The sequence below is a fragment of the Niastella yeongjuensis genome (genome assembly GCF_900110245.1).
GTDB classification, from domain to species: Bacteria; Bacteroidota; Bacteroidia; order Chitinophagales; family Chitinophagaceae; genus Niastella; species Niastella yeongjuensis.
In genome coordinates, this window is record NZ_FOCZ01000005.1 from 370,815 (window position 1) to 385,090 (window position 14,276).

At 46.0% G+C, this 14,276-nt stretch carries 12 protein-coding genes; 6 read left to right on the plus strand and 6 right to left on the minus strand.

What is annotated here, in order from left to right; translation table 11 throughout:
- Nucleotides 1–30: 30 nt before the first annotated feature.
- The 6 genes from BMX95_RS15520 to BMX95_RS15545 all read left to right on the plus strand — a co-directional run bounded on the left by BMX95_RS15520 (nucleotide 31) and on the right by BMX95_RS15545 (nucleotide 8,625).
- A complete protein-coding gene (locus tag BMX95_RS15520) occupies nucleotides 31–1,098 on the plus strand; it encodes a FecR family protein (RefSeq protein ID WP_081203351.1) in 1,068 nt (355 codons plus the stop codon).
- A gap of 192 nt (nucleotides 1,099–1,290) precedes the next feature.
- Nucleotides 1,291–4,659 carry a SusC/RagA family TonB-linked outer membrane protein gene (locus BMX95_RS15525; RefSeq protein ID WP_165759066.1) on the plus strand — a complete coding sequence of 1,123 codons (3,369 nt, stop codon included), beginning with the start codon at nucleotides 1,291–1,293 and terminating at the stop codon, nucleotides 4,657–4,659.
- Between the two features lie 5 nt (nucleotides 4,660–4,664).
- Entirely contained in the window at nucleotides 4,665–6,071 is a 1,407-nt protein-coding gene (locus tag BMX95_RS15530) for a RagB/SusD family nutrient uptake outer membrane protein (protein ID WP_081203353.1), read from the plus strand.
- A 19-nt stretch (nucleotides 6,072–6,090) separates the two neighbouring features.
- Entirely contained in the window at nucleotides 6,091–6,990 is a 900-nt protein-coding gene (locus BMX95_RS15535; RefSeq protein ID WP_081203354.1) for a LysR family transcriptional regulator, read from the plus strand.
- 113 nt (nucleotides 6,991–7,103) lie between these two features.
- On the plus strand, nucleotides 7,104–7,592 hold the full coding sequence (locus BMX95_RS15540; protein ID WP_165759067.1) for a YybH family protein: 489 nt from the start codon (nucleotides 7,104–7,106) through the stop codon (nucleotides 7,590–7,592).
- 10 nt (nucleotides 7,593–7,602) lie between these two features.
- Complete coding sequence (locus BMX95_RS15545) at nucleotides 7,603–8,625, plus strand: proline iminopeptidase-family hydrolase (protein ID WP_081203356.1); 1,023 nt, start codon at nucleotides 7,603–7,605, stop codon at nucleotides 8,623–8,625.
- Nucleotides 8,626–8,708: 83 nt separating this feature from the next.
- On the opposite strand, the gene BMX95_RS15550 is transcribed toward BMX95_RS15545, so the two are convergent.
- The 6 genes from BMX95_RS15550 to BMX95_RS15575 form a co-directional block, all read right to left on the minus strand.
- Entirely contained in the window at nucleotides 8,709–9,407 is a 699-nt protein-coding gene (locus tag BMX95_RS15550) for a response regulator transcription factor (protein WP_081203357.1), read from the minus strand.
- A 79-nt stretch (nucleotides 9,408–9,486) separates the two neighbouring features.
- Nucleotides 9,487–10,389 carry an alpha/beta fold hydrolase gene (locus BMX95_RS15555; RefSeq protein WP_081203358.1) on the minus strand — a complete coding sequence of 301 codons (903 nt, stop codon included), beginning with the start codon at nucleotides 10,387–10,389 and terminating at the stop codon, nucleotides 9,487–9,489.
- A gap of 98 nt (nucleotides 10,390–10,487) precedes the next feature.
- Nucleotides 10,488–11,351 (minus strand): DUF6515 family protein, encoded by an 864-nt coding sequence (locus BMX95_RS15560; RefSeq protein ID WP_081203359.1) that lies wholly within the window; start codon nucleotides 11,349–11,351, stop codon nucleotides 10,488–10,490.
- Nucleotides 11,352–11,492: 141 nt separating this feature from the next.
- Nucleotides 11,493–12,542, minus strand: a complete 1,050-nt coding sequence (locus BMX95_RS15565; protein ID WP_207631702.1) for an HAD family hydrolase — start codon at nucleotides 12,540–12,542, stop codon at nucleotides 11,493–11,495.
- A 178-nt stretch (nucleotides 12,543–12,720) separates the two neighbouring features.
- A complete protein-coding gene (locus tag BMX95_RS15570) occupies nucleotides 12,721–13,119 on the minus strand; it encodes an NUDIX hydrolase (RefSeq protein ID WP_081203360.1) in 399 nt (132 codons plus the stop codon).
- Nucleotides 13,120–13,216: 97 nt separating this feature from the next.
- Nucleotides 13,217–14,251: a YncE family protein gene (locus BMX95_RS15575; RefSeq protein WP_081203361.1), complete on the minus strand. Its 1,035-nt coding sequence runs from the start codon at nucleotides 14,249–14,251 to the stop codon at nucleotides 13,217–13,219.
- Nucleotides 14,252–14,276: the final 25 nt, after the last annotated feature.

The window sequence follows — 14,276 nt, forward strand, 5'->3', positions numbered from 1 at the left end:
CGGCGTTTTATATATACCACCGATTGTATTATGTCATCAAGAAATGAAAACGAACTAATATATAACCAGGCAGTCCGTATGGCTGCCCTTATTCACAAAATGCGTGAAAAGCAACCGCTGCTGCCTGCTGAACAGCAGGAACTGGCCGATTGGTTGAACAGTAACGAATCCAATACGCAGTTGCTGGAAACCCTGCAAAACAGGGAAAACCTGACGGCGGAGCTGGAGGCATTGATGCAATATGACGAAGACAATGCGGTGGCTGCCATCTTTAGCGCACTCGGTGAACCATTACCGGCTGTTGCCCCAAAAGCGACAATAAAGATGGGCAGTTTTTTGGCGGCGGCCTCGTTGCTGGTACTTATTGGCTTGGCTTCGTGGTTCTATTTGCTTAAAACCGGATCAACAAAGAACGGCGGCCCGTCGATAGTTTATAAAACAATTTCAACAGCCCCGGGTGAACAACACCGCGTATTGCTGGCTGATGGCAGTGAGGTATGGTTAAGTGCAGCTTCTTCCATCAGGTATCCTGCTTCATTTAAGGGTGATACCCGGGAAGTGGCTATAACCGGCGAAGCGTATTTCAGTGTAACAAAGGACAAAACAAAGCCCTTCCTTGTTACTGCCAATAACGCGCAGGTGCAGGTAGTGGGTACCAAATTCGATGTAATGGCATATAGTGATGAAGACGCCACCAGGGTAACGTTGCTGGAGGGAAGCGTAAGAGTGGGCAGAAGGCAGAGGGCAGAGGGCAGAGAGGAGGAAACTGTTGTTCTTAAACCGGGGGAACAGGTATCGGTTTCCCGATCATCCGGGCTATCTCAACCCATCCCGGTTCAGACAGATGAAGTGACCGCCTGGCGTGAGGGACAATTTCGGTTTAATGAAACCGATATACCTTCTATTATGCGGCAGATTGCCCGGTGGTACAAGGTGAAAATCGAATATAATGGTGCGGTGGATGATATCCATTTCAGCGGACAAATTTCAAGAAAGGAGCATATTAATGAACTGCTCGATATTTTATCAGACACCCGCAAGGTGCATTTTGAAATGACAAACGATTCGACTATAGTAGTGATTCCCGGTCATAAATAAAAAGATCACCATACCCGATACCGTAAGAAAACGGGAGCGATTGCGCCGCTCCCGGAAGTAGTCCCGGCTGTATATAAAGCCCGATTGCGATCAGACAATTACATTCCTAACCAAAACTGAAGCCAAGTTATGCATTTCAAATCAGGCGGCAAAACCCCGTCAGGGTCCTTGCTGCGCAATATATTTTTGGTTATGAAGCTAATTGCCTTTTTTTTCCTGACTGCGATGCTGTATATGTGCACTCCTGCCCTTTCGCAGCGGGTAAGCATCTCAGGAAAGAATTTAAGTCTTGAACAGGTATTTATGGAGATAAGGAAGCAAACCAGTATTGAATTTGTTTATGAAAGCGCTTTATTGAAAACTGCGCATAAGGTAACGCTGCATGTGCAGGAAATGCCTGTAGAAGACATATTGCAGCACTGCCTGCAGGGGCAGGGGCTTGGCTTCAATGTACGTAGCAACACCATCATTATTTTCAAACTCGACGACGATACCCAAACAAAAGATCCGGTCAACGATGCCCGTGTTGTGCATATCACCGGCCGGGTAGTCGATGCACAAGGCCAGCCTGTGGAAATGGCATCGGTTATACTGATGCGTACCAATGCAGGCACCCAAACAGACAGGTTTGGTTTGTTCGTGCTGAAAATAAAAGAGCTGCAGGCCACCGATTCTGTGAACATCAGTTTTGTGGGACTGAAAAGCCACAGCCTGCAACCAGGCAATAAAAGGGATCTTGGCAACATCGTGTTGCAGTTGGCAGATAACGTGCTCGATGAAACGGTGATCAGGGCATACGGCGCTACATCTGAACGATTCCGCACCGGCGATATTGCCATGGTAAAATCAGCCGATATAGAGAAGATACCCGCACTGAATATAGTAGAGGCACTTGCCGGGCGTATACCAGGTTTGAATGTTTGGCAAAGTGGCAGCTTTGCCAGCAGTGTATACAATATCCAGCTTCGGGGTACAAATATAATCCCGCCAGATGCGGTTGCTGTTTCGAGAGCAAGCAGCATGGTGTACTTACTCAGCAAACCGTTAATGGTAGTGGATGGCTTGCCGATGGCGCCTGACCTGGTACATGCCTCGGGGAATAATTATGGCATGGATGCCAGCACCGGCCTTATAGGCGCCGGCGGCGGACATGATCCTTTGTATTGGCTCAACCCGCTCGATATAGAAAGCATCTCGGTACTCAAGAACGCAGAAGCCACCGCCTTATATGGTTCACGTGCCGCTAACGGTGTTATCATCATTACTACGAAAAAAGGCAAGCCCGGTAAAACAGCCCTGAATATTACCGTCAATACAGGCATCAACGTACAGGCAAAACGCCTGAAACTGATGAATACCCAACAATACCTGGCCATGCGTCATGAAGCCTGGGATAATACGATCAAAACGGGTCTCCCAGTAGCGGGGCTCCATTCGTTTGATCTGTTACAATGGGATACCACCCGTTATACCGACTGGCAGCAAGTATTACTGGGAAGCGCTCCTAACTCCAATGCACATCTTGAACTATCAGGGGGAAAAGGGCCTACTGCCTACCGGCTCGGCGCAGGTTATAACAATGCACGGGCCTCGTACCCCACCCCACCGGGAACGGCTGCATTCAGGGAAGAAAGAAGTACGCTGTCGTTACATATTTCAACACGTTCGCACAACAACCGGTTTAAACTGGTTACGGTGGCAAGTGGCGCTGCTTTTTATTCCTTTCAACCGTTCTACGATGCCTATAACTATATTTTCCTGGCGCCCAACGCACCCGCTATGCTCGATGAAAATGGCCAGATAAATAATAAACAATGGCAAACAGGCGCCACCGGTACCAGTCTGCTTACAGGCAATCCGATGCAATTGATGCGGTACACCTATCAGGCTAACTGGTCAAGTATGCAGGTGAGTTCCCATTTGTCGTATGAACTCATCCGGTCCCTGGTATTTTCGATCAATGCCGGCTATATCGGAAGCAATGGCAGGCAATTGCGGAAGACGCCGCCCATCTCCAGCGATTCCACCCTGCTTTCGTCTGTTCGTTCCTCCTCTTTTGGGCACAGCACCGATAACGGGTTCACTGTTGAGCCCAGCCTGCGTTACGAAAACAGCATGGAGCGAAACCACTTTATTCTGCAGGCAGGTGGAAGTTTTCAGTCAGACAAACAGGAAGGACACGTAACTACCGGCAGGGGATTTACAACCGATGATCAGATGGGCAGCCTGACAGGAGCCAAAACACTTTCTTATCTCAACAATATTGCAGTACGTAAAACATTGTCTGGGTGGGGACGTGCAAGTTATCTGTATGCCGGTAAATACCTGGCTGATCTGTCTGTTCGCCGGGACGGTTCCAGCAGCTTTGGCCCCGGCCGGCGATATGGAAATTTTGGATCTATGGGTCTTGGCTGGATCTTTACAGATGAACCCTGGGGCCGCCATTTACCGTTGCTTACGTTTGGAAAGATCAGGGGCAGTTATGGTATTACCGGCTGTCAGAATTATCTTCCCTATGCTTATTTCGCCACTTATACCAGACCTGGCACGGTGGGTTTTCCCCTGCCTAACTTCCTATATGGGATCTTTACCAATGGAATATATGATGGCGTGTCCAGCCTTACACTCACGCGAACGGCTAATCCAAATCTTGGCTGGGCCCAGGCCAATAGTGCAGATCTTGGCATCGATCTTTATTTCCTGACCGATCAACGACTGAAGCTGACATTTCAATGGTACCGGGAAATTATCGGTAATCAATTTGTCATTACGCCGGTTAGCGGGGTGGTGGGCAATCAAAATACATTCATAGACAATACAGCCGCCAAGGTAGAAAACAGTGGCATTGAAGCCCTGATCGATTACAGATCGTCCGTACACCCTACCGGTATAAACTGGAACATTCATTTTAACATAGCCGCCAACCGAAACAAACTGCTTGCCTACCCCGGGCTGGAAAGTTTATACCTGGATTATTATTATGACATAGGACAGCCGCTGATCAGGCAGGAGCTGTGGTCGTCCTTTCTGAATACAAAACTGGGACTGTATCAATATGTCGATCCCGCGCACCCGGCAGCAGTGTCCCATTTTGCCAACAACAACCCGGCTTTTACAGGCGGGCTGCAGGCCGGTATTTCCTGGAAGGGGGTCTCCCTGTCAATCAATTGCGTTTATGCCAAACAGCAAGGTTTTATCAACATGCAGGGCACAGGGCTTCCGGGTAATCTGGACCCAACCGGTATAGGCAATCAACCGCTCTCCGTAATACAGCATAAGCAACCAGGCGGGGCCTTCTATGCAGGTCCGATCTCAAACAACCTTACTATGGATATTAACTGGGGTGATGCTTCTTATATGGCCATAAAAAACGCCTCCCTCAACTACCGGTTCCCCGAATCCCTGTTGCATAAGTGGGGCATGAGCATCTATCTCAATGCGGAAAACCTGCTTGTGCTCTCTACAGCTTATCAGGGTACCAATCCTGAACAGGCCGGCTTAACGGACACGCAATTGCCTTTACGGCGAATACTGGTAACCGGTTTCACCATCAATCTGTAATTTATATGCAACGCTATATTACCATACTCTACCATTTGCTTTTTGCCGGGTTGCTGCTTACCGGGTTTACAGCCTGCAACAAATTGCTGGAGGTACCGCCGCCGCCTAATGAGCTGGGCATCGATCAGGCATTCGGCGACAGTGCATCGGCTGTTGCTGCTGTTAGTGGCATTTATAACCAGATGGGATCCAACGGTTATTTTCAATGCGGCGGTTTGTCGTTTTTTACCGCTCGGTCAGCAGATGATGTTATTTGCAGACAAATCCTCGATTACTTCGCACTCGACTCGCTGCTTTATACCGACACGGAGATAGATTACATGTGGGACGAAGGCTTCACCTGTCTGTTGACGGCCAACACCTGTATCAGGGCGCTTCAATCAACTACCAGGTTAAGTACCCCGCTACAGCATCAATTACTGGGAGAAACTCTTTTTTGCCGGGCATTTATCAACTTCTTATTGGTAAATATCTGGGGCGATGCCGTACCACTGGTTACCACTCCTGACCTGCAGGCGAACCGGAACGCCAAAAGCGTACCACGCCAACAGGTATACGATCAAATACTGGCCGATCTGTTGCAGGCCCGGGAATTGTTAACCAATGCATATCCCGGCAAAAGCAGGGCCCGCCCCAATCGAATGGCGGCAAACGCCTTGCTGGCAAGGGTGTATTTATATCAGAACCGATACGCTGATGCCATTGACCAGGCAACATCGGTGATTGCCAGTAACCTGTACCTGCCTTTACCCACACCCGTTTCGGCATTTTTAAAAGACAGCCCCGAAGCTATCTGGCAACTCATGCCCTCTGTTGGCAGCGGCGTATCGGGTGCCGTTGCAGATGTGGTGCTGTATCAGCGAAGCGCCACCAGTCTTACCCCTCAACTGCTGGCAGCCTTTGAACCCGGTGATCTTCGAAGACAGGCATGGGTGGTGAACAATGTTTTTTCAGGCAGCACCTATACAACCGCCAATAAATATAAAGACAAAGGCGCTACCGGAAATACCAACCCTACCGAATACTACATCATATTCCGGCTGGCAGAACAATACCTGATACGGGCAGAAGCTCATGTGCGTCTTGGGGAAACACAAGCGGCAATAGATGACCTTAATGTGGTGCGCGCCCGGGCAGGCCTGCCTGCACTGTTAACCACACTTACCCAACAGGAATGTATGAGTGCGGTTGAACATGAGCGGCAGGTAGAACTGTTTTCCGAATGGGGGCACCGCTGGCTCGATCTCCGGCGCTGGCCCGGCATCAACAATCCCAATATAACCAGGGCCGACGAAGTGCTGGGCGCTATAAAACGTGACTGGCAACCAACAGACCAATGGTATCCCGTTCCCAGATCAGAATTACAGGCTAATCAATTCCTGGTACAAAACCCAGGCTATCCAATCAAATAACCGATCAAAAGACACCTATATGTTGAACCTGGAATGGCTTAGAACATTTAAGACTATCTATGAAACGGGCAATCTTTCTGCCGCTGCGCAGGAGCTGTATATTTCCCAGCCGGGCGTAAGCCTTCACTTACGTTCGCTGGAAACCTATACCGGCTACCGCCTGTTTGAGCGCGAAACCAGGAAGATGATCCCTACCGAGCGGGCCATCATCCTGTACAATTGCATTTTCGATTCCCTGAACACCCTCACGCAGGTGGAACAAACGATCTGCAGAAATTCAAAAGTAGATAAGCCAACCATTGGTGTAGGAATGGGTTTCGAAATGTTTGAGCAAACCCTTGAAGAGCACATTGCAAAACTTCCCTTCAACCTTATTATGAAATTTGGGGAATACGGAGAGATGCTGCACGACCTGGATACCGGTGCGCTCGACCTGGTGCTAACCGCCAAAAAAGGACAACAACTAAACCTTGAATATACTCCGTTTACCAAAGAACGCATTGTGCTGATCTGCGGCAGTGAAACAGCCACCTCAGCATTGAATGAACTCATACTGGAAGGTAAAACAACACACATCAGGCAATGGCTGAAAGAACAGATATGGTTCACTACAGCGGCCGACATGGAACACCTGAAACATTTCTACCTCGCTAACTTCGATTGCCTGCCCGATTTCAAACCCAATTATGTAGTGCCCAATTTCGGTTCCATACTGCGTTGCCTGCAGGGAGGTAAAGGCTTTGCCGTGATGCCCGATTTTCTTTGTAAAAAAGAGATCGAAAGCAAAACCATAAAACTTGCCTGGGAAGGTTGTTCCCAGGTAGAAAACACGCTGCATTTTGCCAAGCGAAAAAAAACCATGCATCCAAAAGAGATCAGGCAACTGGAAGAACTATTGACCGGCAACTGGTTTGCATAAGCGTTCATCGCGCACTACCCACTTAGTAGTATTAACACTAGTTAACGATTATGCATAGATGTTTAACAGTGGGTAGTTCTAATTTAGCTGCCATAATTATTAACAACAGTAATATGAAAATACCGTCTCTTGGAAGCCTGTTCCTTCTGCTTGTTTTAGGAGCCTGCAATCAGCCTGTCGATAAAATAAAAGAAGAAGCGAAACTGATGCAATTAAGCAGGGAACTTTCAAAACTATCATTAGCCGATAGTACCGAAACAATTTTAAGCTACTGGGCTGATGACGCGGTGGTGATGCCACCGGGACACCCGCCCATAAAGGGTAAGATGGCTATTAAAAACATGTTGCTCGATAAAGCCCGCACGCCGGGTTTCAAGGTCAGCTGGGAACCTAAAAGCGTTGTCATTTCCAAATCCGGTGACCTGGCGTATATAACCGAAGAGAACCAGATCTCCGTATATCATACGTTAGGCAAATCCTTTATAAATGTCAATAAAGGAATAAGCATCTGGAGAAAAGAAAACGATTCCTGGAAAAAGCTCATCGATATCTGGAACACAGATCCTTTTTGCTTCAAAGAAGACAAACTTGTGCAAAATTAAACTCGCATAAATGAAAAAAACGTTCCTCATTGCCTTAACGGCAATCAGCCTGTTGGGCTGTAAAACCAACACAACGGAAAAAGCCACTGCTTCATCAACTGACTCCCCGGCCAATGAAGTAAAAACAGGCGGCAGTAAAATGATTGAAGTAGCTGGCAAATACCAGGTCTGGACAAAAAAAATAGGCGATGGTAAAATAAAGGTCTTGTTGTTACATGGCGGCCCGGGCGTTAACCATGATTATTTTGAATGCTTTGAAGATTTTCTGCCCAAAGAAGGAATGGAAATATATTACTACGATCAGTTGGGCAGCGGTTATTCAGACAACCCCTCAGATACCTCCCTCTGGCATCTGCCCCGGTTTATTGAAGAAGTGGAACAGGTAAGAAAAGGATTGAAACTCGACAGCTTTTATTTATTGGGCCACTCCTGGGGTGGTATGCTGGCCATGGAATACCTGCATAAATACCAGTCGCATGTAAAAGGTGCGGTGCTTTCGAACATGACCGCCGGCATGAAAGATTACACCACTTATACCGCTCAGTTAAAACAACAAATATTTTCCGAAAGAGAGCGCACGGTATATGATTCGCTCGATAAACTGAAGCAGTACAGCTCCCCTGCTTATAATGAACTGATGATGGGCAGGCTGTATACACAGGTAATTTGCCGTATGCCACTGGAACAGTGGCCGGAGCCTTTACTACGCGCCTTTAAAAAAATGAACCCGGTTATCTATCAGCAAATGCAGGGTGTTGACGAGTTCCATGTTACCGGCAATTTTAAAGATTGGGAATTTTGGGACAGACTGCCTGACATCAAAATACCTGTGCTGGTATTAGGCGGAATGAAAGATGAAATGAATCCAGAGGGTTTAAAAAGAGAAGGTCAGTTGTTACCTAACAGCCGTACCTATTTGTGTCCTAACGGCAGTCATCTGTCTATGTATGATGATCAGCAAAACTACTTTAATAATCTGACTCAATTTTTAAAGGAAGTAGACAATGGTTCCTTTACAGCAGATAAAAAATAGCCCCGTTTTTTAAGATCCGTAGTTTGAAAACCAACAATACCTGATAGTCTCGTACTATTAGGTATTGCTATCAATTGCTGCCTCTATGAATGTTCCAGCAGGCTGTAGCCTTTTCCCCGGATGTTCACAATTTCAACAGACGTATCGGGGCGGAAATATTTTCTGATACGGGTGATATACACATCCATACTTCTTGCAGAAAAAAAATCATCCTTCCCCCATAATTTAATAAGTGCAGTTTTCCTGTCGAGCAAACTATTTTTTACATCGATCAGCAATTGCAACAGTTCTGCCTCGCGTTGTGACAACTGAATGATTTCCCTGTTCCAGCTTAACTCCAGTCTGCGGGCATTAAATACATAACGGCCTATCTTTATTTCTTCGGAAGGATCTAAACGGGTATTGAACCCGTAGCTTCGCCGCCGCAATAATACTTTTAATCGCAACACCAGCTCTTCCATGGAAAATGGTTTCTTCATATAATCATCAGCCCCCGCCTCCAACCCACGAATAACATTTTCCGTTTCTGATCTGGCTGTCAGGAACATAACCGGTACGTTTTCATCTACCAGGCGAATTTCAGATACCAACGCAAAACCATCTTTCCTGGGCAATACCACATCGATGACACAGATATCCGGTCTCAATTCTTTGAATTGATTCCAGCCATCAATACCATTTAATGCAATATGAACGGTAAACTCGCGCATTTCCAGTGATTCCTTGATGATAGCTGCTAATACAGGTTCATCATCAACCAATAATACTTTGATTTTATTCATGAATTGGATCGTGCATGTGTGAGATGTGGGGTATCACGTCATAGGCCCCCGGTTTGCCGGAGGCCCTAATAAGACAGCGTTAATTTTTCAATGAATAATCCAACAGCTCGTAAAACTCACTGGCCTCCTTCTCTTCTTCCAGCCAGGGAAGATGCCCACAATTTTCAATAAAGGAGAATTTGCTTTGCTTCACTAGCTCTGCGGTCTCATATACAGTCGACTCACCTACCGGGTCCTGCCGGCCCTGTATAATATAGAGCGGGCTTTTGTAGTTGTGTAACCCATTCAATCTGGCAATGGTGGTAGCATTATAATTGCCGGTGGTTACCTGATCTATTTTTGAAGCACCTTTATTTGCCAGGCTGGAATCTAACAATTGCTTCGATGCCAATGCCCGTTCCCTGCTGAAAAAGTAACCCGGCCAAATGGCTTTTAATTCTGCTACCAGATCGCCTGCAACCGCGTGGCTGGCTTCGTCCCTGTCTTCCTGGTGCAGCCGAAAATTAATATTGGAATAGAAGTAAGCAAAAAACCTGGGCGTAATACCGCCCGGTCCCAGCAACACCAGCCGTTCTACTTTATCGGGATATTTAGCTGCATATGCATAGGCCAGCATTCCACCCCAGGAGTGCCCGCAAATGGTCAGCTTCGGCAACTTTAATTGCACTCTCACTGCTTCCAGATCTTCTACATACTTATCAACAACCAGGTTCAGTGAATCCATGTTGTTCATTACAGACCGGCCGGTGCCACGCTGATCAGGAACGATAAACCGATATCCAGTCATTTTGTGGCAGATCGGTTGAAGATAACCTGGATTGATGCCCGGACCGCCAGCTAACATCACCACCGGCTTGCCCGTACCATATTCGTTGATGTACAATTTGATCTTGTCGGGTGTAGTGATAAAATAACTTTTTTGCGCCAGCAACTCTGTAAAGGAAAAACTTAACAAACAAATCAGGAACCATGGTTTTCTCATAATTCAATTTTTCCTGCAAAGCTCCTGTAAACACCTGAAGATGTTCTATGAGATAATTAATGGGTGATATCACATTTGTTATAGAAAAGAAAATACAACTATGATTTTTCAGATTCTACCTGCACCACTTCATATTTATTTTTGCCATCAACCTGTACCGGCTGATAATATGTTTCTCCAATTTTAACATAAGTTTGATCACCCACCTTTACTTCTTCCCCACCCTCGGGCAGATTCTCTACTACAGCGCCGGCTGGTGGTGGTACTACTTTATAAGTAGTACCGTCTTTTTGATAATAAGCGCCCCCATAATAATAATTGGTAACATTGTTCACTACGGTCGTCTGGCTGTTGGAAGGAATGGTTGTAACAGTACCGCCAACCGGCGCCTGTACAACCGTATACCCTCCACCAGATTGTGCATACCAAACACCCTGATCATAGTGATATTTCTCATTTTCAATAGTAACTACAATAGCGGTAACCGTCAGGGCTGCCACAAAAAAGCCCCAGGGATGCCAGGCGGGCCCCCAATAATAAGGCCGGTACGGATGATACACATAAGGATGATAACAATAATACCTTGCTCCTCCATATACATACGGCGGTCTTCTGTAGGTAGCAATGTTATTCCGCTGCACCACCGTGTTTCGGTTATTGACTACATTTACATCGTGGCTTCTGTCAACATTTACATTGACCGTATTGCCACTGATATTGGTGTTATTGCTGTTGCGGCTGGCATTGTTGATGTTCCTGTTCCGGTCAATATCCCTGTTATTAATGTTGTTATTATTAATATTGGGCCGCGTACGTTCCGTGGCACCGCCATGCATGGGCTGCCGGTTAATTCCGCCGCCAGGTCTTTGTCCCCCTCCCCTTCTCTGCGCTGTTATGGGCTGACTGCTTACAGCAAGCAGCAACGCAAATAAGAATAGCGTACTGTATTTCTCTGATTTCATTTCTTTTTCTCCAATGATTTAATAATAAAACCATAGGTTACAAAAAACGTATTTCCTTCGAACCGGTTGCGGGCACCTGAACCGGATATTCGGTTGTTGTGGTTTTGCCTTTGCCATTATTTTAATATTATTTGGTTCTTATTAGTGTTGTTGGCTGGTATCCGGAAACACCCTTTGCCAGTCTTTTTGCATACTTACTACATGCCAGTTGTTTTTAGCGGCAGCGTTTAAAGATGCGTTTGATTGTTCCTGGTAGTAAAATTCCCTTGTTGAATCGTCGTGATTGATGAGTAGCTGATAGGATGGATACCGGCTGCCCTGGCAGAAAGTTAACATGGCGATATCGCCTTCCCCGCCTTCATTGCCACAGGCGAAGACAGGCCGTTGCCCGATGAAAGTGGCTATACCTGCCGGTTTACCTTCCTTGTCATTGATGAGGGTAAGGACTGGTTGGCGGATAACGCTTTTTATGCTATCGTTATATTGGTACTTGAACGTGGTACCTATAACCTGGTATTTGGGTATATCATAAAGCTGCCAGGAGATGCCTCTCACAAATTCAGCGGTACCACCCGTACAAATAAAAGTGGTAAAACCGTTTGACCGTAAATATTGTAACAGTTCCAGCTGGGGTTGGTAAATGATATCCCTGATTGGCACATTCAGGCGCGGATAGGTAGCATAGGCAAAAAAATCATGAACGGCCAATTCAAATTTATCTGCCGTCATACCGGTATGCATAGCTGCGATCAATTGTATGATGGCTTTATCACCACCGGTAGTAAAATATGATTTATTGCCTTCCAGTACAGCTTTAAATGGTTGTTTATTAGCCAGTGCCGGATTGTCTTTTACCATTCTTCTTACCCGGTACTGGATAAATAACTCCTGTACAAAGGGCTTTTCCGCCCACAGCGTGCCATCATTGTCAAATGTGGCTATCCGATCGATGACGGGAATAAATGTGTGGGAGGCTGTATCCGTTACTCCTTTTACATAAGCAATAATGGACTCTTTCAAAGGCCCGTTATTCCAGGATGGCAATGGGTCAGATACAACAGCGTCCGGTTTAGCTGATGGAGTGCCTTCTGCTTTTGGTATTTCGTTTCCCTTGTATTTACACCCGGTTGCCCAAAAAATCAACATTATAAACAGCAGGAGGCAACCGGTTGCCCATTTTTCACAATTCATAGACCGACTATATATACCAAAAGGACACGGAACAGCCTATTAGTCCGCCAAAAAACCGAAAAAAAAGCGGGCTGCTCAAAAATAACAACCATTTCTTGCGCCTACCGGGAAAAGATGGTTGTATTTATTCAGAGATGCTTCCTTTTTTCAATACTTACCTTTAATAAACGTCAAGAGGCTAATCGATCAGATCATTTTCTTTTAAGTAGTCGAAGATGAGTATATCGACATGTGAGATCTTGTCTTTGTCAGCATATGTCAGCCAGGCTATTTCTTCTATCTCTGACTGGGGAGAAAGTGTTCCAGTGTAGGCAGCGGTATAACAGGTCATTTTGACTATAACCCCTTCGGCATGGCCATGTGCCTGGGCTTGAAAAATGCCAAATGCTTTCAGGGTAGTTTTGTCAAGTTCAACATTCAACTCTTCTTTTATTTCACGCAGCAAGGCCTGTTCATCCGTTTCTCCGGCCTCCCGTTTGCCACCAGGAATGTAAAATTTATCCTTACCGAATGATCTTGAAGAAAGTACCATTCTGTTTTCAATTGCTATCCAGGCCAGTTTATCAATTATTGTCATACAGGAAGGTTTAGTTACACCTGCAAGTAAACAAAAATCCCCTTCAATTACGAAAGGGGATTGAAATTAACCATGTGAACCTGTACTGAGTCCTTTATTATAATTTCTTTCCATACTCCAGCAACATAAAGGTGCCGGGTATAATGGCTGGTCTTGGTTTTGGATTTGCCGCCGTAGGCGCCGGCGTATCTCCCAATTGCGCAGTGACCGTATACAGATGTTCTGTCTTGCTGTCAAAAGCCAGGGTTTTGGCGCCCCGTGCAGTAACTATGGTATCAACCACTTCAAACTTATCGGGTGCTAATTCTTTTACTATTGTTATAGTCCCTTCGCCATTTGAACAGGCAACCAACTTTGACTGTGCATCGAAGATGGCCCCATCTGTTAATTTACCGATGGGTAATCGTGCCACAACGTTGCCATCATCGGCATCCATCACCATCATCAACTGGCTCTTACGGCAGGTGCTGAACAACCGGTGGGTTTGTTTATCATATGCTAAACCGGTCGGTTCTTCACCGGGCGATAATTTAAACCTCTTTTTTATGACCAGCGTTTTACTATCAAATACCACAATTTCATTGGCATCTTCCAGGTTCACATAAATGGTACCGGCGCCATCTGTTACACCAGCTTCCGGATTGCCTCCTGCATTGAAAGTCTTGATTACTTTATTTGACAAGGCATCGATAACCGTAATGCTCTTAGCATCGTTATTGAAAATAAAAACCCGGTTCGTAAAGGGATCGTATAACAGCGCATCCGGGTCTTCATCAGTAGCAATCTGCGCCAGTGGTTGCAGCGTCTTAATATCAAACACCGTTACGTTATTGGCCTTGCCATTGGTGATAAACCCTTTTCCCAACGACTGAATGGCACAAATACCATGTACCCCTTTTGTATTTGGAATAACCCCGATCTTTTCATGGGTGTCTGCATTCAGCACTTCTACCTGGTTGTTATGAGAAACATATAAACGCCTGTCTTCTGAACTCACAGAAACATAATCCCAGCCGCCTTCCCCGCCTATCACTGTCTTTTTCAACAGTTCAATACCGGAAGTATGCGTTTGGGAAAACCCGCAAAGAGAATGGCATATAACAAGCAGTAAAATAAAAATAGAACGTTTCATTTATTGTGTTTTATAAAATAACCCC